General features: G+C 67.0%; 16 protein-coding genes. 14 read left to right on the top strand and 2 right to left on the bottom strand.

What is annotated here, in order from left to right; translation table 11 throughout:
* Positions 1-153: 153 nt before the first annotated feature.
* The gene (locus PSC72_RS16875) at positions 154-2,694 is read right to left on the bottom strand and encodes an ABC transporter ATP-binding protein (RefSeq protein WP_274322589.1); all 2,541 of its coding nucleotides are present in this window, start codon (positions 2,692-2,694) and stop codon (positions 154-156) included.
* Positions 2,695-3,268: 574 nt separating this feature from the next.
* Here PSC72_RS16875 and PSC72_RS16880 point away from each other — a divergent pair.
* The gene (locus PSC72_RS16880; RefSeq protein WP_274322590.1) at positions 3,269-4,030 is read left to right on the top strand and encodes a metallophosphoesterase family protein; all 762 of its coding nucleotides are present in this window, start codon (positions 3,269-3,271) and stop codon (positions 4,028-4,030) included.
* 113 nt (positions 4,031-4,143) lie between these two features.
* Here the strand turns inward: PSC72_RS16880 and PSC72_RS16885 are convergent, their stop codons facing one another.
* Entirely contained in the window at positions 4,144-6,138 is a 1,995-nt protein-coding gene (locus PSC72_RS16885; RefSeq protein ID WP_274322591.1) for an ABC transporter substrate-binding protein, read from the bottom strand.
* Positions 6,139-6,510: 372 nt separating this feature from the next.
* Between PSC72_RS16885 and PSC72_RS16890 the strand changes: the two genes are divergently transcribed.
* The 13 genes from PSC72_RS16890 (at position 6,511) to PSC72_RS16950 (ending at position 22,582) form a co-directional block, all read left to right on the top strand.
* The gene (locus PSC72_RS16890; RefSeq protein WP_274322592.1) at positions 6,511-7,293 is read left to right on the top strand and encodes an inositol monophosphatase family protein; all 783 of its coding nucleotides are present in this window, start codon (positions 6,511-6,513) and stop codon (positions 7,291-7,293) included.
* Between the two features lie 206 nt (positions 7,294-7,499).
* Complete coding sequence (locus tag PSC72_RS16895) at positions 7,500-8,720, top strand: Gfo/Idh/MocA family protein (RefSeq protein ID WP_274322593.1); 1,221 nt, start codon at positions 7,500-7,502, stop codon at positions 8,718-8,720.
* 598 nt (positions 8,721-9,318) lie between these two features.
* Positions 9,319-10,338 carry an SIS domain-containing protein gene (locus PSC72_RS16900; protein WP_274322594.1) on the top strand — a complete coding sequence of 340 codons (1,020 nt, stop codon included), beginning with the start codon at positions 9,319-9,321 and terminating at the stop codon, positions 10,336-10,338.
* Positions 10,335-11,489 (top strand): N-acetylglucosamine-6-phosphate deacetylase, encoded by a 1,155-nt coding sequence (nagA, locus tag PSC72_RS16905; RefSeq protein ID WP_274322595.1) that lies wholly within the window; start codon positions 10,335-10,337, stop codon positions 11,487-11,489. The genes PSC72_RS16900 and nagA overlap by 4 nt, the downstream gene beginning before the upstream one ends.
* Positions 11,490-11,600: 111 nt before the next feature.
* The gene (locus PSC72_RS16910) at positions 11,601-12,977 is read left to right on the top strand and encodes a BNR-4 repeat-containing protein (RefSeq protein WP_274322596.1); all 1,377 of its coding nucleotides are present in this window, start codon (positions 11,601-11,603) and stop codon (positions 12,975-12,977) included.
* A gap of 367 nt (positions 12,978-13,344) precedes the next feature.
* Complete coding sequence (locus PSC72_RS16915; RefSeq protein ID WP_274322597.1) at positions 13,345-14,211, top strand: GAF domain-containing protein; 867 nt, start codon at positions 13,345-13,347, stop codon at positions 14,209-14,211.
* Between the two features lie 183 nt (positions 14,212-14,394).
* Positions 14,395-16,917 carry an alpha-L-arabinofuranosidase gene (locus tag PSC72_RS16920; RefSeq protein WP_274322598.1) on the top strand — a complete coding sequence of 841 codons (2,523 nt, stop codon included), beginning with the start codon at positions 14,395-14,397 and terminating at the stop codon, positions 16,915-16,917.
* Between the two features lie 240 nt (positions 16,918-17,157).
* Entirely contained in the window at positions 17,158-17,313 is a 156-nt protein-coding gene (locus PSC72_RS16925; protein WP_274322599.1) for a DUF7837 family putative zinc-binding protein, read from the top strand.
* Positions 17,310-17,462 carry a hypothetical protein gene (locus PSC72_RS16930; protein WP_274322600.1) on the top strand — a complete coding sequence of 51 codons (153 nt, stop codon included), beginning with the start codon at positions 17,310-17,312 and terminating at the stop codon, positions 17,460-17,462. Before PSC72_RS16925 ends, PSC72_RS16930 begins: the two co-directional genes overlap by 4 nt.
* 82 nt (positions 17,463-17,544) lie before the next feature.
* Positions 17,545-19,629 (top strand): RecQ family ATP-dependent DNA helicase, encoded by a 2,085-nt coding sequence (locus PSC72_RS16935; protein WP_274322601.1) that lies wholly within the window; start codon positions 17,545-17,547, stop codon positions 19,627-19,629.
* Between the two features lie 177 nt (positions 19,630-19,806).
* A complete protein-coding gene (locus PSC72_RS16940; protein ID WP_274322602.1) occupies positions 19,807-19,962 on the top strand; it encodes a rubrerythrin-like domain-containing protein in 156 nt (51 codons plus the stop codon).
* Between the two features lie 19 nt (positions 19,963-19,981).
* Positions 19,982-21,277, top strand: a complete 1,296-nt coding sequence (gene gdhB / locus PSC72_RS16945) for a glutamate dehydrogenase GdhB (protein ID WP_274322603.1) — start codon at positions 19,982-19,984, stop codon at positions 21,275-21,277.
* A gap of 99 nt (positions 21,278-21,376) precedes the next feature.
* Positions 21,377-22,582, top strand: a complete 1,206-nt coding sequence (locus PSC72_RS16950) for a sensor histidine kinase (protein ID WP_274322604.1) — start codon at positions 21,377-21,379, stop codon at positions 22,580-22,582.
* Positions 22,583-23,246 lie beyond the last annotated feature (664 nt).

Genomic DNA, 23,246 nt, shown 5'->3' on the forward strand with positions numbered 1-23,246 from the left:
CAGACGCATTCGGTATCAAAGTTGTGGATAACTGCTGACATAGACCGGCCGTCCCGGCCCGGTCCGCCCGGACGGCGCGATCCGCGTTCATCGAAGAGTACCGGACAGCGGGCCTCCCACGGTAAGTGCGACAGTCGGATTGAGAGCGGCGTGTTACGGCGAGCGAGTGCCGCTCGCGGACTCCGCCTCCGCGTCTACGGACTCCCGCTCGGCGTCCGGTTCCGAGTGACGGAAGCACGCGACCTCCCGGTCGCCCGCGTGGCCGCCGGCCGCCGAGTTCGGGCCTCCGTCCCCCTCGGTCGCGACGAGTTCCTGGGGCGAGCGCCGCTGACAGACGGTCGGGAACTCGTCTTCGAGCAGCGCGCGTGCGCCCTCGGAATCTCCCGCGGAGAGCATGTCGAGCGCGTCCGCGACGATCCGTTCGGCGCTCTCGTCGCCGAGCGTCCCGGGAATACCGAAGTAGTCGCGGACGCGAGAGGTAAACTCCGACTCCGGGAGGGTCTCGACCTCCGCGCCCGGACCGAACACGCGGTCGACGAGGGCACCGCCGTCGAACTCCCCGCGCTCGACGGCCTCTTTCAGACTCATGACGGCGTTCCACTCCGCCTGCTCGAACGCGTACGCGTCGGGCTGGATGACCTCGGAGCACCGGGTGTGATACCGACAGCCCCTGGGCGGGTCGGTCGGTTCGGGGATGTCGATGCTCCGGACAGGCGTGTCGTCGTCCGATCGCTCGTCGGGGTCGAGGGTCGTCGTCGCCCAGCGTAACGCCTTCGTGTAGGGGTGTTTCGGGTCGTGGATGATCTCGTCGGGCGTCCCGATCTCGACGATCTCGCCGAGGTACATGATCGCGATGCGTCCGTCCATCTTCTTGGCGACGTAGCGGGCGTTCGAGAGGTCGTGGGAGACGAACAGGAACGACGTGTCGAACAGGTCCTGCAGCTCGACCATGAGGTCCATCATCTCGACGCGCAGGCTCACGTCGAGGGCGCTCACCGGTTCGTCGGCGAGGATGAGCTCCGGATTGACCAGCATCGCCCGGATCAACGCGACCCGCTGTTTCTCCCCGCCGCTCAACTGACCCGGATACCGCTCGGCGTACTCCTCCGTGGGCGTCATCCCGACCCGGTCGAGCATCCTCGCGATCAGTTCGTGGCGCTTGTCGGCACTCAGCTCGGGGTACCACCGCTTGAGCGGGTCTTCGAGGGTCGACTTGACCCGCCGCATCTCGTTCAGTGAACTCCCCGGGTCCTGGTGTATCACCTGCAGCGCCTTGCGGATGTCCTGGAAGGGGATGTCGATGTCACCTAACCGGCGTCGCGCCTGCCAGACGTCCTGGCCCCGGTACTCCACGGTGCCGCTCGTCGGCTCCTGGACCCCGATCGCCGCCTTCCCGAGCGTCGTCTTGCCCGATCCGCTCTCCCCGACCAGCACGACGACGTCGTTCTCGTACACGTCGAGGTCGACGCCGTCGACGGCTCTCACCGTGCTCGTCTCCGAGAACGGGTTCAGCTTGCTGCCCCGCTCCTGTTCGAAGTGGACTTCGACGTCGGTCAGCGTCACGACCGCGTCGTCCGACCGGCGGTCGGTCGTCGCTCCCCGGCCGGTCTCGGCGACCTCGGCGACCTCGCCGTCGCCGTCGCGTTCCTTCCAACTGAGCGGGATCGACTCCGGGACCCGCTCCCTGTAGTGACAGTGAACGTCGTGTTCGCGGTCCACGGCGTACGCCGGGGGGTCCTCCTGGAGACACTCCTCGTCGGCGAGCGGACACCGCGGGTGATACGAGCAGCCCTCGGGGATGTTGACCGGGTCGGGGCTCGATCCCACGATCGGTTCCATCTCGTCCACCTGCGTCTCCAGGTTCGGCGTCGAGTTGAGGAGCGCGCGGGTGTACGGGTGTGCGGCGTTCCGGAGGATCTCGTCGGCGGGACCGACCTCGACGAACTCGAACGCGTACAGCACCCCGAGCCGGTCGGCGAGGTTCGCGACCAGCGATAGGTCGTGCGTGATGAACACGATAGTCACGTCGTGCTCCTCCTTGATCTCCTCGATCAGCGAGATGATCGAGCGCTGCATGAGGAGGTCGAGCGCGGCGGTCGGCTCGTCCATCACGAGCACCTCGGGCTCCAGCAACAGGCTCAGGGCGATCAGGATGCGCTGGCGCATCCCGCCGCTCAGCTCGTGCGGATAGGCCTCCAGGACGCGGTCCGGGTCGAGGTACAGGTCGGAGAGGAGCCGCCGCGCCCGCTCCATCCCGTCTTCGACCGGGTAGTCGTGCGCCGAGAGCGTCTCGACGAAGTGCGTCTCGATGCGCCGGACCGGATTGAACGAACTCATCGCGCCCTGGAACACCATCGAGACCTCTTCCCACCGGTATCGGTTGCGGTCGGCCTTCGACAGGTCGAGCACGTCGACGGGGTCGCCGTCGGGCGGGTAGTAGGTGATGTCGCCGGAGAGGACGCCCGGTTCGACGACCGCGTCCAGCAGCGACGAGGCGAACATCGACTTGCCGCTCCCGCTCTCGCCGACGACGCCGAATATCTCGTTTCGCTTCAGGTCGACGCTCACCTCGTCGAGGACCCGCGAGTTGCCCCGATCCGTCCCGAACCGGACCGTCACGTCTCGCAGCTCGAAGACGGTGTCGTCGCCGCTGTCGATGCCGCTCGCGTCGCGCGCACCGGCTGTCTCAGACATCTGTCTGGTGCTCTCCTCCGGACTCCTTGTCGCCTCGACCGGCCTGCGGCCCGTTCGGACGGCGTTCGTTGGCGCCACTTCGACTCTGGGGACAGTCGTCCAGACGGTCGGTTCCGCCGCAGACGCGAGTCTGATCGTCGCCACGTCTCCCACTCGGACACATTGCTTGCTGGCTCTGCTCTCGCATATTACTTAACATTTTGGAGGTTCTTCGCGGCGAGGTTCGCCCCGTCCGGACGACCCCCGACTCCGGGTATCGGCTGGGAGTATGTGCAGCAGTGGCCTCGCTTTCCGAATTGCGACGCTCGCCGCTGACTCGGGCCGCGCCGAAGGCTCGGGGAGTGGCGTCGGCGCGTTATAGGCCGGGGAAATTCCCCTACCGAGAGTTACATAGAAATTACAGTCGTAGTTCTGTAATTAGATGGGTATCGGTGTGTTCCACTATCGAGAGATATGTAGGAACAGACTCACGTGGCCCGTCGCTCCCGTTTCGACCCCGGGAGGCTCCCGGATCGTGTCGTCGGCGTTCGGTCGACCGAGGGAAATTTCACTCGGGGCGCTCTCGTCGTCGAGTGTGGACTACCTGGTACTCGCTGACGTTCACGCGAACCTCCCCGCGCTCGAAGCAGTTCTGGATCGGGAGTCAGACCGGGACGCGGTCCTGTTTCTCGGGGACGCCGTCGGCACGGGGCCGCATCCGGACGAGGTACTGACGACGCTGTCCCGGCTTTCGGGCGGGTTCGTCTCCGGAAACCACGACCGGTCGGTCCTCGACACGCGACCGGAACGACCGCCTCCGAACTCGCGCGACTTCGAGCGCTGGACGAGCGCGCAGTTATCCCCGGAGAATCGTCGTTTCCTGGCAGGTCTCGCGGACGAGCGGCGCGTGGCGACGGCCGCCGGTCCGGTTCGATTACACCACGGGGACTTCGCGGTCGAGCGCGAGGGCCTCGATTGGGACCGGCGCGGATGGCCGGACACGGACCCGGAGGTGTACCGCGAACTGGCCGACCGCTACGACGAGGACGTCGTCCTGTTCGGCCACTCGCACGTCCAGTTCGAGACGACCGCTGGCGGGACCCGGTTCGTCAATCCCGGGAGCGTGGGACAGCACCGACTGGGCGAGGTTCTCGCGTGTTACGCCGTCGTCGAAGACGGCGACGTCGACCTCGGAGCGGTGGACTACGACGTCGAGCGGACGATCGCGGACCTCGAAGCACTCCCGCTCGCGGACGAGTACGTCGAGGCCCGGAAGCTCGTCTACACCGAGGGGCGACTGCCCGACGACCCGCCGATGCGGGACTTCGAACCGCTCCGCGAACGGGGATACCGATAGCGGGGAAGCAGAGAAAAGCGGAGAAGACGTGGAGAAACGCGGGGGTACGAACTGTCCCGCCGTCGCGCCCCGAGGGCGGGGTGCGAGCGGGGAACGAGGGAGCGCCCGACGCGTCAGTTACCGATGGTGACGTCGTCGAACTCGGGCAGACAGGCCTCGCCGCCGGGGCCGTCCTGGTGACGGAGGATCCCGTACTGCGCGAGCTGGTGGAACGAGTGGCTCGGGAGGTCGTTGATCCAGACGCTCTTGTCGGTCGACAGTTCCCACGGCGGGCTCCTGACGCCCTGTGAGGACACCTTCAGATAGGGGATGAACGCGGGGAGGTACTGGTTCCACGCCCAGCCGAGTTCGGTCGTCCGCTCGAACGCCTGCTCCTCGGGCATGGCGAGGATCCCCTTCATCTTGTCGTAGACGTTGACCGTCGAGAGGTCCTCGCCGTCGGCGAGGAGGTTCGGTTCGCTGACGGGCTGGGGCACTTCCCACTCGGCCGGGTGGTCCCACCGCTCCTGGTACGAGGAGTTCGGTCCCATGCGACCGAGCCGCCAGCGCTCCATCGAAGGCTGGGTCGTCCCGGTCGAGTCGGGGTAGATGTCGTACTCCCCGGAGTGGCGCCGCTTGTCGTAGACGGCCGTGTCGACGATCTCCAGCGTCACGTCGAACCCGAACTCGCTCAGCTGGCTCTCCATCGTCTCGAAGCTCGCGACCCAGTCGCCCTCGGAGACCATCAGGTCGAGGTGGGCCTGCGCCCCCTCGACGTCGTCGTAGACCTGGCCGTCCTCGTAGGCGAAGTCGTCGGTCGCGTTGATCAGTTCGACGGCCAGGTCCTGGTCCTGGGGCGTGTGGTCCGTCCAGCTGGAGAGGTCGCCGTGCATGCCGTTCTGCACGTTCTCCACCGAGAGGTGACTCTGGGGGATGGGGAAGTCCTCGAAGCCGGGGCCCATGTTCTGCACGATGAGCCCGAAGTCCAGCGCGAACGCGATCGCGTGGCGGATGCGGCGGTAGTTCGACGGCCGCCGGGGGCGTTCGCCGGACCCGTTCACGTTGAACGCGTGGATCTGCCAGCGCGTCTCCCGCTTGTACTTCTCGACGTCCGGCGCCTGCTGGGCGAGGCCCGACTCCATGGGGTACTCCCAGTTGTCGAGTTCGCCTTCGACCCACGCGGACTGGGCGACCGAGCGGTCCTCGATGAAGTCGTAGTGGATGCGGTCGATGTTGATGCAGTCGGCGCGAGGGTGGTCCTCGAACTTCTTGAGTTCGAGGCTCGACTCGCCCAGGCTGTCGAACTGGAAGGGACCGAAGCCGAGGAACTTCTCGCCGGCCTGCTTGGTCGGCGTGAACTCGCTGAGGTCGGTGAGGAACTGGTCGAACTCGTCAGTGCCGGGCTCGGTGTTGACGGCCCGTTCGCGCCACTCGTTCCACGTGTCCGGGTGGTACGCGAAGTGGCTGTCGAGGTCCAGCGTCGCGTCGACCAGGAACGTCTTCAGCACGCCGTCCTGGTAGCGGTCGCGGAGCGTGAACTCGACGCGGTGGTCGTCGACGATCTCGTAGTCCTTGTAGAACTGCGCGTCGATGTTCGGTTCGCCGGTGTGCTCGTTAATCGCCCAATTGATGTCGTAGGCGATCCCGATGCTCTCGGTCGTGACCGGGTCGCCGTTGTGCCACTTCCAGTCGGGGTCGAGTTCGACGTAGACCGTCCCGTCTTCCTCTCCCCAGTCCTCGGCCATGATGGGGAACGTCTCCTGAGCGCCGAACAGCTTGCCGACGACGCCGTCGAACAGGTGTACGCCCCACCGGCAGCAGTGCTGGGTGATAGCTCCCGCCGGCCCCCACGGGGCGTTCATGTGGGCGTTCGAACCGGGCTCGATCGGGCCCATCCAGCTGTGGTACACGACCTCTTCGTCGGTTCCAGTGCCACTGTCACCGCCGTTGCCGCCACCGCCGTTGCCGCCGCCGTTACCGCCGTCCGTGCCGGTACCGCCGCCACCGCTGTCGCCACCGCACCCCGCGAGGAGCGCCGCGCTCCCACCGGCCATGCCCTGCAGAATTTTACGCCTCGTATGATAGTCCGTGATCTGTGCTCCCGTTGTACCGTCGCCCTGTGAGGGCATGTGGGAATCGATATTCGACTCCAATAAAAAGTTATTGGAACGAATCAGACAGGTATCTGATTCAGACGGTCCCCCTGTTCGTCCGCGGGCACTCGGTAGGTCACCCACGGGTCCCCGCGCAAGGAAGGCCGAGTCACTGTGGAGTGGGTCGGCACGACAAACACCACTGCCGCCGAGGGTGATCGACTTCGAGACTCCGCAGAAAATGTCCAGGGGCGAATCGAGCGCCGGAAATCGGGCATAGAGGGACCCCGATCGGTTCGAGACTGTTCGTGTCGAGATCCCTCTATCGGCTGCGTTCATTACAGAGAAAAAACAAAAAGGTAAAGAAAGGTCTTTTCGTAGCCAGCCGTCAGGCGGTGTCCATTCAACATGGAACAACTCGTGAGAGAGAATAAGCCGTTACGAGTCGGACTGGAGGCGGTAGATAACGCGGCCACGATCCACCAGGAGCGGGAGTGGGACGGCGCGGAGTTGAAGTCACCGCAACAGCTCGTCACGGAGATCGACTTCCGGATCGAACAGCGGATCAAAGAGCGGCTCTCCGCGGAGTTCCCGACGCACGCGTTCGTCGGAGAGGAAGAAGGCTCCGAGGGCGCCTCGGAGTCGGTCTGGTACATCGACCCGATCGACGGGACGACCGACTTCGTCTACGACCTCCCCCACTCGTCGATATCGCTCGCCTACGTCGTCGACGGCGTCCGAACCGTCGGTATCGTACACCACCCCGAGTCGGACACGACGTACGCGGCGGTGGCGGGGGAGGGCGCATATCGCAACGGAGACCAGATCTCCGTCTCGGACGAGACCGACCTATCCCGCTCGCTCTTCGGCATCGGGTTCTCGCAAAACGACGTGAACAGCCAGACGCTCCGGACGGCGTTCGAGTTTCTCATCGACGAGACGCTGGGCGTGCGGCGATACGGGTCGGCCGCCCTGCAGCTCTGCTACGCCGCCGACGGGACCTTCGACGGGTTCCTCCACCGAAACCTTGGGTCGTGGGACGTCGCCGCGGGAACGCTCATCGTCGAGGAGGCCGGCGGCGTGGTGACCGATTTCGCCGGCAACTCCACCGAGGAACAGCTCTTCGAGGGCGACGTCGTCGCGACGAACGAGCAGTTGCGGGACCGCATGGAGTTCGTGACTCCCTCGTAACGGCGACAGCCGCCGGTGAGGAACGGCGTCCGCACGCCGCCTGCCGTCCACACGTCGTCCGCCGTCAGCGACGCCGACTCCCCCGTCGTCTGTCACCACCGGCGCCGGTCCCACGGCCGATCTCTGGTGCCACACTTCCTTCGCGAGTGATACGATCCGGAACGTTGAAACCTGCCCTCCGAGATGCTCTCGGAGAGGCGCGACGAATGGATGAGACGAGCTTCGCAGTCGTTGGAGCACAGAACTTCGCCGCCGAATACATCTCGAACATCCGGTCGCTCGGAGGCGACGGCGTTGGGCTGGCGGGCGTCGTGATCACCGACCAGACGGCCGAAGGCGAGCGAGCTCGCGAACTCAGGCGCGACGGGATCCGGATCTTCGACTCCTACGAGGACCTCCTGCGGAACGGCCACCGGCACGTCGACGTGATCGGGCTCCCGACGTCGATCGCTTCGCACGCCGAGTTGAGCATCGCGGGCATGACTCACGGGTACGACGTGCTCCTGGAGAAACCCCCCGCGCCGACCGTCGGGGAACTCGACGCGATCAGTCGGACCGCGGACCGGACGGGCCGGTTCTGCTCCGTCGGGTTCCAGTACCTCCACGCGCCGTCGATCCGGCGGTTGAAACGCGAGCTACTCGACGGTGCGATCGGCGACCTCGAAGCCGTCGCGTGCCAGGGGTCCTGGCCGCGGTCGAACGCCTACTACGAGCGCAACGGCTGGGCCGGACGACTCGTCCACCGCGGGGACGTCGTCCTCGACGGCCCCGTCAACAACGCGTTCGCGCACTTCCTGCAGAACATGCTGTTTCTGACCGGCGAGGAGGCCCACGAGACGGGAACTCTCACCGAGGTGACCGCCGAGTGCTACCGCGCGAACCCGGACATTCAGGCCGCCGACATCGCGTGTCTCACCGCGACCACGGACGGGGGAGTCGATATCGACTTCTACGTCACGCACGTGCCGCCCGAGCGCCGCGATCCGTCCATAGTGATCGAGGGGACCGAGGGGATCGCCGAGTGGCGCTACAGCGGGGATACGACGATCCGGCCGGCCGACGGCGAGCCGATCAGTTTCGACGACGGGGACGTCGATCCCGGTCTGGAAGTGTTCCGTCGGACGGCGGCGTACGAACGGGGCGACGTCGACGCGCTCTACTGTACGCCGGAGACCACCCGCGAATTCGTCACCGCCGTCAACGGCTCCTTCGAGTCGTCCGGGACCGTCGTTCAGCTTCCGGACGACGCGGTCCGCACCGAGGAAACGGACGACGGTACGGTCCGTCGCGTCGCCGAGGGGATCGACGAACTCCTCGACGAAGCGTTCGAGCGGCGAGTGCAACTTTCGGACACCGGGGCGGAGTGGGCCGAGCCGTCGTCACCGGTGGACCTGACCGGGTACGAGCAGTTCACTCCGCTCTCCTGAACCGCGTCGGTTCGACCGATCTACCGGCGGCTCCGTTTCTCCCCAGATAATTCGTTCAGTGCCACGCTCCGACGGAGGGATTCGGGCAGGCGTCCCTTCGGCCCGAGGGAGTCGCATCAGCCACGCCTGCCGACCGGTGGAACTCCGGCGCGCGCCCCGAGTCCCCTCCGGCGATTCGGACCACCCCGAAAGACGTGGTGGGGGCATATCGGTACCGAGGGATATATTCCACACATAGTGTTGTAATCGGGCCTTATATACCGAGCGAACCCGGTCGAAATCTGCGACCGCGATTCCCATCAGCACCGACGAGATCGACTCTACCACGCGAGTTTTGGTAGTCGGCGAGACCTCGCGACCCCGACTCGATTCCCTTCCAGTGTGAGACGGCCCCGATATTTTCTCCCGAGGGGCGTCCGCTGAACACGGCGTTCGTCCCGCGACGTATTTCTCCCTCAGATATAGTACCAGTATATAGCCGACATACGGGCACATGCCGTGATCGTACCAGAGACCGAGCGGCAGGAAGCGGTCGGGAGGCGGACGCTGCACTGCGATCCGGTGGACTTTTCATTCCGTTTCCGAAATTGACGACTTCATGATCGGAGAGCAGTCGAATGCAGCTATCAGTGAGGGCTGTGACGTCGTCGATCGAACGCTCTCGGCGCGGGCCGCGATCGAACCGCTCGGTGACGCCGTCGCTGCGGCCCGGGAGGTGTTCTTCCTCGGGTGCGGTTCGTCGTACTGGACCGGTGAGATCGGAAGCTATCTCCTCGCAGCGGCGGGTGTCCCGGCGCGGGCGGAGTACGCCTCCGAGTTCCGCCACGCGGACCCCCCGGTCGACGAGGAGACGCTGGTCGTCGCCCTCTCGCAGTCCGGCGAAACGACGGAGACGGTCGCGGCCCTCGAACGGGCCGGACGGCGCGGCGCCGAGACCGCCGCGATCACGAACACGGCCGGGTCGACGCTCGACGAGCGCGCGGAACGGACGTACGTGACGCCCGCCGGCCGCGAGGAGGCGGTCATGGCCACGAAGACCGTCGACGCCGCCGTGGCGGCCCTGTATCTCCTGGCGGACCGCTTCCGCGACGGCGGACCGGACCTCTCGGCCGTCGGTGAGCGCTGCCGCGAGGCGCTGACCGTGGACCTCTCGGGGGCCGTGTCGGCGATCACGGCGACAGACCGGCTGTACGCGCTCGGGACAGGCCCGTTCCACGGGGTCGCCGGGGAGGCCGCGACGAAGTTCGCCGAGGCGACCCGCCACCACGCGACGCCGCTGTCGACACTGGAGATCACGCACGGCCCGATCGCGAACAGCGACGGGAGCGCGGTGCTCGTGTTCGCGCTCACGGGAGACCGAGCAGTCTACAGGCACGTCCTTGAGCGCCTGACAGACGCCGGCGCGGAGACGGTCGTATTTCGGCCGGCGGATGAATCGTACGCCGCTACCGAGACGATCGCGGTCGGCCGACCGGTCGAGACGGCGCTACCGGCGCTGAAGCTCGTCCAGCGGCTGGCCTACGAGGGCGCCGTCGAACTGGGCCGGGACCCGGACGATCCCCCGGAGCTATCCAAGCACGTCGAAGTTCCGGCGATCGCCGGGCAGAACCGCACATGAGCGGGACGATCGACGTGTACGCCGGAACCGTCCTGACACCGGGAGAGACGTACAGCGGGGCCGTTATCAGTGTCGTCGATGGCCGGATCGACGGCATCAACGAGTCCCCAGAGAGATCGGCCGACCTGTCGTTCCCGGACGGGATCGCGATCCCCGGGCTGATCGATGTCCACACGCACGGATTCGGCGGTCACTGCGCGACTTCGGGTCACGCCTCGGACGTCGCCGAGATAGCCGAGTCGGCGCCGTCACACGGCGTGACGACGGTGTTTCCCACCACGATGTCGGCGACACACGGCCGCCTGCTGGACGCGGCGTCAGCGTTCGCCGCCGCGAGGGCCCGGGCGGCGGGAGGGGCGGACCTGCCCGGGTTGCATCTCGAAGGCCCGTATTTCACCGACGACGGCCACAGCGGGGTGCAGGATCCAGACACGTTTCGCGAGCCGAGCGTCGACGAACTCGACGAGCTCCTCGACGCGGCCGACGGCGGTATCGCCAGGGTCACGCTAGCACCGGAACTCGACGGAGCCCTCGAGTTCGTTCGAGCGGCGAAGCGCCGGGGACTCGTCGTCTCCGCGGCACACAGCGACGCGGGGTACGAGCGGACCCGGACGGCGTTCGACAGCGGCGTCTCCCTGGTGGCGCACCTCTACAACGGCATGGCGCAGTTCCACCACCGAAGGCCCGGGCTCGTGGGCGGGGCGCTGGTCGCCGACGGCGTCGCCGTCGAACTGATCGCCGACGGCGTCCACCTCCACCCCGCTGCCGTGGAGCTAGCGATCCGTGCCAAAGGCGTAGAGAACGTCCTCCTCGTCTCCGACTCGGCGCCCTACGCGGGCTGTCCCGACGGCGAATACGAAATCGGAGGGCGACGGGTCGTCGTGAGTGACGGCGCGTGTCGTGCAGATGACGGTGAGACACTCGCCGGGAGTGCGCTCACGCTCGACGGCGCCGTCCGAACGGTCGTCGACGAGACGAGCGTGGACCTCGCGGACGCGGTGGCCATGGCGACGGCGAACCCGGCTCGCGAGCTGTCCCTCCTCGACCGGGGTCGACTCGCGACGGGGTACCGGGGAGACATCGCCGTGCTCGACGGGGACCTGGACGTCGTCGCGACGGTCGTCGAGGGGACGGTCCAGTATCGTCGCTGACGAGTCCAGGTGGATCCGTCCGGTCGCGAGCCCTCGCCCGACCCCGACGGCCGAGCGGCGTCTGTCGACCGTTCCAAAAACCTCAAATAGCGGTGCGTCGCACCAGCGCGTGTGACTCCAGCCTCCGATCCCCCGGGAGCGGATAGAACCGACGCCGAGGCGCGCGTGATCTCGGAGAACGCCGGCCGCAAGAGCGCTCACGACAAACAGAACCCGCAGGCGGTCTACGCGCCGGGCGAGGACACGACCTTCGTCGTCTTCCGCGGCGAGAGCGCCGACCCGTACGCCACGTACTACGACCACGAGGGCGGCGAGATCGGGCCGGAAGTCCGGATCGGGACGAACCCGATCCCGGACGACGACACCCACGGCGCCCCCGCGCTGACGATCGACGACGAGGGGTTCCTACACGTCTTCTACGGCGTCCACAACGACCCGCTCTCGTACGCGAAAAGCGAGGCGCCCTACGACACCAGCGCCTGGGAACCGATGGGTCAGCCGATGGCGGAGGCCGATGACGACATCCTCGCCTCGGACTACTGGGAGACCGACCGGGCCCTGCTTTCCGTCCCCGGCGGAACCTACACGTTTCCGCTTACGTACCAGAGCTACATATATTTACTGTATCGGACAGGAACGGAACCAAACGCCCACGGTCCGGATCCGGAACAGGGCGACCAGATCACTTACCCCTCCCACGCCTTTGCGACGATACTCCGGAGCACGGACGGGGGTGAGACGTGGGACGATATCGGGCCGGTGATCGACACCAGGGGCGCCCGGGGACGACCGGAGTCCGACGCGTACGTCGAGGACTTCGACGAGCGGGACGGGAAGCTCCACATTACGTGGACCGTCGCGACCGGCGATCCCGACTCCCAGCCGCCGCGCGGTCACGACGGCCCGCGGCGCGGCGGTTACCACGCGTACTACGACACCGAGGACGGTCTCCTCTACGACCTGGCCGGGAACCAGTACGGGTCGACGATAACCTGGGACGACCACAGCGATGGCGCCCTCCGTCTGGCGGACGACGAGTACACCACTCGGAGCGGGTGGGTGTACAAACACCTGCTCACCGACGACACCGTCGTCGTCGTGTTCCAGTCGACGGACAACTTCGGGATCCCTGACGGGAAGTCCCAGCACGTCCTCGCGACCTACGACGACGGCTGGGCGTTCGAACGGATCCCGGGCTCCTACACCGCGAGCAATCACTCGCACGTCAGGACGAGCGACGACGGACGACTGGAAGCCCACCTCCTCACGGAGACCGACGAGGGTGGCGAGCGGGCCTCGGACTACTCCGTGCTCACGCGGTCCGACGGCGAGTGGACGCAGGAGGTGCTGCTGGAGGCCGAGCCGATCGAAGGGATCAACACCGTCAGGAACGGGACTGACGAGTTCGCGGCGCTGGCGAACGGGATAGCCAGCGATCGGCCGCAGTTCTCGAAGCGGCTCTGGGCTGTCGGGACGTTCTCGGGGTGACTGGTGGGTAGTCGGCGGCTCTTCCGGACGGCTTCTGATCCGCCGACTCGGGTCCTCCGATCCGGATCTGCTTCCGAACGACGTGGCCGATCGGTCGTGAGATTCTATTAGTAATAAATCACACTATATGGGGAAAGCATACTAATTTTGAGTACTACATCTGCCTTGGACGTGGTCGGATTTCACACTCGCTGGATCCGTTGGTGATCGACGAGTCCGCCCGCTGAGACGATGATGGCAACACGTCGAGCGCCCGCGGCGTATGTAACGAAAAATCATTTGTCATTCCGCGGCGTACAGTAGACGCTTGCGGGAGCGCGGAGGCACGGCGCGGACGAACCGACGGCGATATCTGGGGACGAGAGACATGCCACATACCGTCTGCACGGGGACTCAGAGCGGCGTACTGTCGTATCTCAAGCGGCTGTGGGATCGCCTGCTGGCGCCCGACCTCGACATGGCGACCAAACTGGAGCGCGAGTTCGCGAACGAGACCGACGAGTTGGGGCTGGACTACGCGTTCCTCTCCCGGATCGACCGGGAGGCCGACCGGTTCACGTTCGAGATCGTCCACGGGCCCGGGGACCGCCTGGAGCGGAGCGTCTCGGTCCCGCTCGCCTGTACCTACTGTCGGAAGACGATAGCCGACCCCGGCGGGACGATGGCGGTCAGCGACGCCCTCGCGGAAGGGTGGGACGGGGACCGGGCGTACGAGCGATTCGGATTCCGGAGCTACGTCGGGACGACAGTGACCGTCGAGGGCGATCTGTACGGGACGCTCTGTTTCGCGGACACTGCCCCTCGTGCGGAGTCCATCAGGAGCGAAGAGCGGGCGCTCGTCGAGATGCTCGGCCGGTGGGTGACCTACGAGCTGAACCAGTGGACGGGACCGCCGACCGACGAGACGGTCAGCCACAACCTCGGCGAGCACGACAGCCTGCGGTCGCCGCAGATCGACTCGATCATGGACGCGCTCGCCAAGCGTCCGCGGCGACTCATCCTCCTCGCGCTGCTGGACGATTCCGTCGAGACCAGTCTCGACGGCGTCGAACGAGTGGCAGACGATTCCCTGTCGCGCGTGGCGTTACGGCACGCCCACCTCCCGAAACTGGAGCAGACCGGCTACGTCGAGTGGCACCCCGCCGCGGATCGCTTCTCCCGCGGTCCGAACTTCCGAGAGATCGAACCGTTCCTCCGCCTGCTCCGGGAGTACACGGTCGGGTGTTCTCGATGACGGCGAGTCACCGAGTCGAGTTCACCCGATAGGGCCATCGTAACCGGTCGACCACTGGCTCCACCGTCCCGCCCGGTGCCCGTTCGCCGTGCGTGTTTGTCACGCGTTCCCGAATCGTTTCACAGGTCAGTGTCATGAATTCTTGAATTAGTTATTTAATATTTGTATCTGTATATCACCCCGATGACACCAGGACCCGACAGCGACGGTGACACGGATCGCAATGGGGAGCGAACGGGCCTTCCGCGTCGACAGTTCCTCGCCGCCCAGTCGATGCTGGCGGCGGGGTCGATCGCGGGGCTGGGGACCGGCGTCGCGTCCGCGGACTCCCAGGAGTCGATCGAGAACACGGTGACGGTCGACGCCGACAGCCGGTCGGGGGAAGTCCACGACACGCTGTTCGGCCGGCTGAACGAGCACTACGGCGACGCGACGATCTATCCGGGCGTCTACTCGCTGCACGTGATGAACCCGACGTTCTGGCGGGTACCCGATTACTGGTTCAGCGCGGAGATCGACGCCTTCTACGAGGTCGAACGCCACGAGACGCTGCCGTTCCCGTGGGAGCCGGTGACCGACGCGGGCGTGGGCTTCGAACACCGCTCCGACGGTGAGGGGGTGGCCGGCGGGGAGACGCCCCACGGCACCGTGGGCTACCCGCGGATCACGGTCGACGACGCGGCGTCGACGGGCGGGCTCAGGCAGCGCATCGTCCTCCCCGACTACCGGACGCTCGGGTACGATCTGGGGTTCTCGGTCCGCGGCGACGTCGACGCGGTGACGGTATCGATCACGACCCTCGACGGCGACGTGCTCGCGGCGACCGACGTGGAGGTCGACGACGAGTGGGAGCGCCACGAACCGACGCTCGAACTCGACGAGAAGAGCGGCGACGAGTACGTCGGCGGCGCGGTCGCGAACATCGAGACTCCCTACGGGCAGTACGCCGTCGAGTTCACGACCCAGGGCACCGGTCACTTCGACATCGACTTCGTCGAGTTCGCCGCCGACGACGCCGTGGAGGGGAAGTTCAACCCGCTGACGGTGGAGCTACTGGAGGACCAGAACGGCACGTGGCTGAAGTGGCCAGGCGGGAACGTCACGAGCCAGTACAACTGGCGCGACGGGATCGGGCCGCTGGAGGAGCGGACGCCCCGGTTCAACCACGCCTGGCAGGGAATGCAGCCCAACTTCTTCGGGACCGCCGAGTACCTCGAACTGTGCGAGGTCGCCGACCTCGAACCGGAGATCACGGTCGGCTGGTGGGGCAATCCACCGGAGTGGGCCGCCGAGCGACAGATACTCCCCGAGGACGCCGCCGACTGGGTCGAGTACTGCAACGGCGACGACGACACCCAGATGGGCGCGCTGCGGGAAGAACACGGCTACGAGGAGCCCTGGGGCGTCGAGCACTGGGGCGTCGGCAACGAGGTCTGGGGGAGCTGGCAGTTCGGTCACACGTCCGACCCCTCCGAGTACGCCACCGGGTCCGACGCGCGGATCGGGTTCGAGGCGTACTCCGAGGCGATGCGGGCGGTCGACGACTCGATTACCGTGCTCGCCAGCGGGTGGGACCCGGCCGAGGCCGAGCACAACGGCATCCCGTGGAACGAGACGCTGTTCGACGAGCTGTCGCCCGAGGTGCTGGACGGCCTGAACATCCACCGCTACCAGTGGGGGCTGGACAGCGCGGACGCGGTCGAGGCGTGGAAGAGCGAGAACGACGCCGACGACTGGGACTACAACGAGGTGCTGGTGATGGCGGCGACGCAACTGGGCGAGCAACTCGGTGATATCGGCGACTTGGCCGCGGAACAGGGCTACGACGACTTCTACGTCAACCTCAGCGAGATCGGCATCTTCCCGACCGTCGCCGAGGGCGCGCCCTACCCCGGGCCGGAGACGATGCCGGGCGCCTCCTACGTGGCCGGCGTCCTCAACGCGTGCATCCGGGAGCCCGACGTGGACTGGGCGGCCCAGACGTGGGTCCCGCTCAAGACCTGGGTCCCGGTGAAGACCAACGACTACCCGCCGGACCCGAACCCGCTCCGCCCCGACGGGTCCGTGACCGGGCTGTACTCGGCCGCCTTCGAGGGCAAGGCGGAGTGGCACGCCGTCGACGTGAGCGTGTCCGGAGCGAGCCGCGACCTCCCCGACACCGGCCCGCGGATCAACCCGATGTCGGACGTCCCCTACGTCGACGCCGCCGCGATGGAGGACAAGCGGGGGAAAGCACTGACCGTGTTCCTGACGAACCGGAACCTCCGCGCGCGCAGCGAGGTGACGGTCGAACTCGGCGAGCGGTACGCCGACAGGGCCGTCGAGGTGGTCGTCCTCGAACCGGCCACCGACGAGCGTCCGCTGCCCCACGACTTTCCGACCTCGTGGGACGAACCGACGAACCACGCGGTCGCACACACCGTCGAAGAGGTCGGCGGCGACGGCACGGTGACGCTGGACCTCGAACCGGCGTCTATCGCCCGCCTGTACGTCGACAACGACCGGGGCAAGGCCGACATCATCGGCGACAACGGCGTCTGGCACGGTCTCGACGGCAAGGAGGACATCCCCATCGAGAACAACCGTTCGCCGGGGCGAGGGAAGGGAAAGGGCGGCAAGAGCGGAGACGGCACCGGACAGCGCAGCGGGACGCGTCGCGGAGGCGAGCGGAACAGCGGTCCCGGACCTGACGTGGACCTCGACTAGTCGAACGGCCACGACTGCGCGTTCGTCGCCGCCTCGCTTCGCCGACCGCGGGCCGGGTGCGGATGCGTTGGGTGCGCTCGGCTCCGCTCCCTCGCTGCGCTCGGAGGAGTGCCGGACGCCGGTTTCACTTTCACTGCGGTAGGCTGGCCTCTATGTAGGAACGGCCCCTCAAGCGGAGGTAGTGAGAGAGCGACCGGGGCGCGGGTCGCGCTCCCGGGCCTCTCTCGCGGGAGACTACGAATGACTGCTCAAGAATCGTCGCGGCTCGGCGTCTGCCCGGTCTGTGACGAGGACATCCTGGCTCGCCACGTCCTGATCAGGTACGAGACCGACTCGGACGATCGAGAAGTCTGGACCGAGTGTCCGGGCTGTGGCGGAGTTGTTCATCCGCGATGAGCCCGTCTCTCCTGGAGGGGATGAAGCGGCTGCTGGGCTCGTCGAAGGCGGTCGTGTTCGAGTGTCGGCGCTGCGGGACGTCGCTCGACGAAGACCCGGAGCAGTGCCCGGAGTGCGGCAGCGAGGCGTTCAGCCGCTACGAGTTTTGAGAGTCGACTACCGCCTCCGGCGAGGCGCGCCGCGCGTCGCGAGCACAGAACAGTTAATATTCGCGGTCGGCAGGGAACGGGTGTGAACTCGGACGCCGGTTCAGCGACGAGAGCGGAGGCGCGGCGACTCCTCGAACGGAGCATCGGCCCGGACGCGCAGTTCCGCCCGCAACAGTGGGAGTCCATCGACCGCCTCGTGAACGAGCGCGAGCGGCTGTTGCTCGTCCAGCGGACCGGCTGGGGCAAGAGCACGGTCTACTTCATCGCGACGAAGCTGCTGCGGGACCGAGGCGCGGGACCGACGCTGATCGTCAGCCCGCTGCTGGCGCTGATGCACAACCAGATACAGGACGCGGAGCGGCAACTGGGCCTCGAGGCCCGGACGATCAACTCCAATAACACCGACGAGTGGGAGGAGGCCAAACAGAGCGTCGTCGACGGGACCTGCGACGTCCTGTTGATCTCGCCGGAGCGCCTCGCCAACCGGGAGTTCCAGGAGGACGTGCTGGTGGAGATGGACGAGGAGTTCGGCCTGCTCGTCGTCGACGAGGCCCACTGCATCTCCGACTGGGGCCACGACTTCCGGCCGGACTACCGCCGGATCAAGCGCATCCTGCGGGAGCTCCCGGACCACATCCCGGTCGCAGCGACGACCGCGACGGCGAACGACCGCGTCGTCGAAGACGTGACCGAACAGGTCCCCGACCTGCGAGTCGTCCGCGGGGACCTCGTCAGGGAGTCGCTGCGGATCCAGACCGTCGAGATGGACTCGCGGGCCGAGCGCCTCGCCTGGCTCGCGGAGAACCTCCGGGAGTTGCCCTCGGCGGGCATCGTCTACTGCCTGACCACCGACGAAGTCGAGGTCGTCGCCGACTGGCTGGCCGAGCGCGGCCTCTCGGTGGCGCCGTACCACGGCGGGATGGACGGCGACCGCCGGCGCGAACTCGAAGACCGGCTGCTGGCCAACGACGTCGACGGGCTGGTGGCGACGAACGCGCTCGGGATGGGGTTCAACAAGCCCGACCTCGGGTGGGTGGTCCACTTCCAGCGCCCGCCGAACCTCATCCGGTACTACCAGGAGATCGGCCGCGCCGGACGCGGCCTCGACGAGGCGTTCGCCGTCGTGCTCTCGGGCGAGGAGGACGACGAGATCGCGGAGTTCTTCATCGAGCAGGCGTTCCCCGACCCCGACGACTTCGAGACCGTCCTGGAGACGGTCGCGGCGAGCGACGAACCGCTGTACAAGTACGAGATCCTCAAGCGCGCGAACGTCTCGTGGAAGGCCGCATCGAAGTGTCTGAACATCCTGCGGGTGGACAACGCGGTGGTCCGCGTCGACGACGGGTTCGAGCGGACGGCCAGGGACTGGACCTACGACCGCGAGCGCTTCGAATCGATCACGGACCACCGCTGGGAGGAGCTGGCGCAGATCCGGGAGTTCGTCGAGACCGACGCCTGCCTGACGAAGTTCATCGACGACGCCCTTGACGGCTCCATGGACGCGCCGTGCGGCCGCTGCGCGAACTGCGCCGGCGAGTTCCTGCCCACAGCCGTTCGGGACGACGACCTCGTGGCGGCCGCCGTCGACCACTACCGCGCCGAGTCGTGGGACGAGATCTCGGCGCGCTACTACGTGCCCGAGCGCGGCGGCGGCCGCTCGAAGATCCCCGAATCGCGCAAACCCGAAGACGGCCGCGTCCTCTGCACGTACGGCGATCCCGGGCTCGGCGAACTCGTCCGCGACGGGCGCGAGAGCGAGAGCGGCTACAGCGACGAGCTGGTCGACGCGGCCGTCGACCACGTCGAGGAGGTGTGGGATCCGACGCCGGCGCCGGCGTGGGTGACCGCCGTCCCGTCGCGGTCCGGGGAGGACCGGGTGACCGACCTCGCGGAGCGGATCGCAGACGGACTGGGCCTCCCGTTCGCGGATGCGCTCCGGAAGGTCGAACCGACCGCCCCGGACGGGGACCTGGCGAACTCCTACCAGAAGCGCTGGGACGTCGAGGGCGTCTTCGAGGCGACGGCGTCGGTCCGTCCGGAGCCCGTCCTCCTGGTCGACGAGACGGTCGACACCCGCTGGGCGCTCACGGAGGCCGGCATGATGCTCCGAGACGCCGACAGCGGCGCCGTCTATCCGCTCGCCCTGGCCGAGCGGACCGGCTGGTAACCGGCCGGCGCGGCGTCCTCGCAGCGAATTACAGCCGCTCGATCGCCGGAGAGCTACTGGTATCGAGCGGTAACTGTATCCCGGGACTCGTCGCTCAGAGACGACTTGATCGGCCCTTATACACAATTATATTCTCCTTACGATTAATATTTAACCGTGGCACCACAAGCGGGAGTCATGCCACACGGCCAAGACGTCGAGCACGAGAACGCCCCGGACGAAGCGTCGAAGTACGAGTGCCTGCACTGCGGCGACATCGTCGAGTCGGAGTCCCACCCCGGCGCATGCGACTGCGGGGGCCAGTTCCAGAACCGCGCGAAGTCCCTCGAATAGCCGGACGGGGGACTATCCAATGGCCTCAGAATCCACCTCGACAGCCGAGGGTACAGCGTCACAGGGCGACGAGCTTCCGGAGACCGCGCTCGAAACCGCGCGCCACCAGCTCAACCAGGCGGCGTCGATCATCGACGTCGACCCGAACATCGTCGAGCGCCTCAACTACCCCGCGGCGGTCCACGAGGTGACGATCCCACTGGAGCGCGACGACGGGACGGTCGAGATGTACCAGGGGTACCGCGCTCAGCACGACAGCGTCCGCGGCCCGTACAAGGGCGGGCTCCGCTATCACCCGGAGGTCTCCCGCGAGGAGTGCATCGGGCTCGCCATGTGGATGACCTGGAAGTGCGCGGTGATGGACATCCCCTTCGGCGGCGCGAAAGGCGGCATCGTCGTCGACCCGAAGGACCTGAGCGACGACGAGACCGAGCGGTTGACCCGCCGGTTCGCCAACGAGATCCGCAACATCATCGGGCCGATGACGGACATCCCGGCGCCGGACATGGGGACCGGGGCGCAGACGATGGCGTGGATCATGGACGCCTACAGCGTCCAGGAGGCCGAGACGACGCCCGGCGTCGTGACGGGGAAACCGCCCGTCATCGGCGGGAGCAAGGGCCGCGAGGAAGCGCCCGGGCGGAGTGTCGCCATCATCAGCCGGGAGGCCCTCGAGTACTACGACTACCCGCTCGACGAGGCGACCGTCGCGGTGCAGGGCTTCGGGAGCGTCGGCGCGAACGCGGCCCGCCTGCTCGACGACTGGGGCGCGTCGGTGGTCGCCGTGAGCGACGTGAACGGCGCCGCGTACGACCCCGACGGCCTCGACACGCGAGCGATCCCCTTCCACGACGAGGAGCCCGAGGCCGTGACGAAGTACGCCGACGAGACGGTCAGCAACGAGGCCATCCTCGAACTCGACGTCGATCTGCTCGTCCCCGCGGCCGTCGGGAACGTCGTCACCGAGGACAACGTCGACGACATCCAGGCCGACCTGATCGTCGAAGGGGCCAACGGGCCGACGACGTTCGCCGCCGACTCGATCCTCGACGAGCGGGGCGTCCACGTGATCCCGGACATCCTGGCCAACGCGGGCGGCGTGACGGTCAGTTACTTCGAGTGGCTCCAGGACATCAACCGGCGGGCGTGGTCGCGCGAGCGGGTCAACGAGGAACTGGAGACCGAGATGCTCGCCGCGTGGAACGCCGTCCGCCGGGAGGTCGAAGCGCACGACGCGTCCTGGCGGGACGGGGCGTACATCGTCGCACTGTCGCGGATCGCCGACGCCCACGAGAGTCGGGGCCTCTGGCCGTGACGCCGTTCGCGGGGCGCCCGAACCGGACGGGATCCGGGCGGCAACGCTGCCGATAATCGGGCCCCTGATTATATAGCCCCCTTCGCTCTGTAGTACACTGTGAACCCGTCGCTCCGCATCGAACGAAGCCGGATCCCGCGGTATCTCGTCGGTATCGCGGCCGTCCTCGCGGGAGTGACGATCTGCGAGGGCGTCCTCCGCACGCTCGGCGTGTTCGTCGGGCCGAGCGGCGAGACCCTGGTCTTCGAGGGGGAGTTCCTCGTCGGGGTCCTGACGACCGTCCCGTTCGTCGCCGGCATCGGGTACGCGGGCTATTGGCTCCCCCGAAGCGACCTCGAATCCGCGAGGTATCCGCGGATACTGCGGTGGCTCCTCCGCGGGGCCGTACTGTCGCTGGCGTTCAATCTCCTGCTCATCGCCGTCATCGGCGTCACGTCGGTCGCGATGTTCGTCGCCTGGGTCCGCTGGAGCGTCGCGGTCGGTGCCGGCCTCGGCCTCGCCATCGGCGTCTCCGAGGGTCGGGCCGTCCAGAAGTCGGTCGAAGCCGAGCTCGCCAGGGACCGGTCCGCCCGCCTCACCAGGCAGCGCGACCTGCTCAACTACCTGAACAGCTTCCTGCGCCACGAGGGGCTCAACACGGTCCAGGTCATCAGCGGCCACGCGAAGTTACTGATGGAGGAGAGCGACCCCGGCAGCGACGCCCACGCGCACAGCGAGGTCATCTACCGCCGGAGCGAGGACATCACGGACGTGATAACCGACGTCCGGTTGCTGATCAAGGTGGCCCACGAGGAGACGCCGCTCGAACCGGTCGACGTCGGCGAGGTACTCCGGAGGGAGATCGAGAAACTCGAAGACAGGGACGAGCGGATCGAGGTCACCGCGTCCATCCCCGGCGAGGCGTACGTGCGAGCGAACTCGCTGCTGAAGCACGTGTTCGGCAATCTGCTGGCGAACGCGGTCGAACACAACGACAGCGACGTGCCGCGTGTGCGCGTGTCGGTGACGCGATCGGAGGAGTCGGTCGTGGTCGACGTCGCCGACAACGGCAGTGGGATCCCGGACGACCGGGTCCCGGACCTGTTCGGCCGACCGGACTCGTTCGCGACCGACCACGGCCTGGGCCTGTTCCTCATCGGAGAGCTGGCCGAGCAGTACGACGGATCGGTCGAACTGGCGGAGACCGGCGAGGACGGGAGCGTGTTCCGCGTCGAACTCCCGAGGATCGCGCCGGACGCGGACGAAATCACCGCCGGAGCGGAGACGGCGCCGGATCCGTCGGGCACCGGCGCGACGACGGAGTGAGTCGCTCACCCGGTCACGACTGATAGGGGAGCCGCCTGGTGGACAAAGCTTATGTCCCGACGGCGTGCATCCGAACCTGTCCGCACACACGGACAACGAAGCCATCCACTTCGTTCGGGAGTCCCGCTCTCCCAAACCCACCCGAACCCACCACACCTTTCGCGGGGCCCTTCGGGGCCCGGCGTTTTCGGACGACGCTGCGTCACTCCGGTATCGATCAGGTCTCCGGACGGCGGAGCGTACCCGGACAGGCCTCGGCGATCGGTGCCCGTCCGGAACGAGGCCCGGTGAGTCCGCACCTGTTCGGGCCGAGTGGGATCCGACCCTGCCTGGCTGATCGATGCTGATCGCGCGGAATTTTCTCGATGTCGCCCTCGCGGCGGTGTCCCGGCCTCTCCATTCTCACGTAGGTGTAGCTGAAGACGATATCTAGAAAACACAATAAATATTCTATCACGGAGGTCCGATCTTATAATTGTAATCTGTCACTCTCCAATCCAGGGGAGATTCCCGGCCCCGCGGCCGATTGAATAGTCGACACCGCGGTCGGATCTGTGTCCGACACCTCTGGACACACATCTCGCCCATAACGGCTGAAACCACCGGTCTTCTCTAAACGCGAGAACACGACGTCCGATCTTCGATTCACGAGGACTCAGTTCGA

This window comes from Halosimplex aquaticum (genome assembly GCF_028747785.1).
In the GTDB taxonomy this organism is placed as follows: Archaea; Halobacteriota; Halobacteria; order Halobacteriales; family Haloarculaceae; genus Halosimplex; species Halosimplex aquaticum.

Coding starts and splice junctions, on each gene's coding strand:
- PSC72_RS16885 (WP_274322591.1), bottom strand. CDS start 6,138: ATGCCCTCACAGGGCGACGGTACAACGGGAGCACAGATCACGGACTAT.
- PSC72_RS16940 (WP_274322602.1), top strand. CDS start 19,807: ATGCCACACGGCCAAGACGTCGAGCACGAGAACGCCCCGGACGAAGCG.
- gdhB (WP_274322603.1), top strand. CDS start 19,982: ATGGCCTCAGAATCCACCTCGACAGCCGAGGGTACAGCGTCACAGGGC.
- PSC72_RS16925 (WP_274322599.1), top strand. CDS start 17,158: ATGACTGCTCAAGAATCGTCGCGGCTCGGCGTCTGCCCGGTCTGTGAC.
- PSC72_RS16930 (WP_274322600.1), top strand. CDS start 17,310: ATGAGCCCGTCTCTCCTGGAGGGGATGAAGCGGCTGCTGGGCTCGTCG.
- PSC72_RS16915 (WP_274322597.1), top strand. CDS start 13,345: ATGCCACATACCGTCTGCACGGGGACTCAGAGCGGCGTACTGTCGTAT.
- PSC72_RS16895 (WP_274322593.1), top strand. CDS start 7,500: ATGGATGAGACGAGCTTCGCAGTCGTTGGAGCACAGAACTTCGCCGCC.
- PSC72_RS16890 (WP_274322592.1), top strand. CDS start 6,511: ATGGAACAACTCGTGAGAGAGAATAAGCCGTTACGAGTCGGACTGGAG.
- PSC72_RS16900 (WP_274322594.1), top strand. CDS start 9,319: ATGATCGGAGAGCAGTCGAATGCAGCTATCAGTGAGGGCTGTGACGTC.
- PSC72_RS16875 (WP_274322589.1), bottom strand. CDS start 2,694: ATGTCTGAGACAGCCGGTGCGCGCGACGCGAGCGGCATCGACAGCGGC.
- nagA (WP_274322595.1), top strand. CDS start 10,335: ATGAGCGGGACGATCGACGTGTACGCCGGAACCGTCCTGACACCGGGA.
- PSC72_RS16920 (WP_274322598.1), top strand. CDS start 14,395: ATGACACCAGGACCCGACAGCGACGGTGACACGGATCGCAATGGGGAG.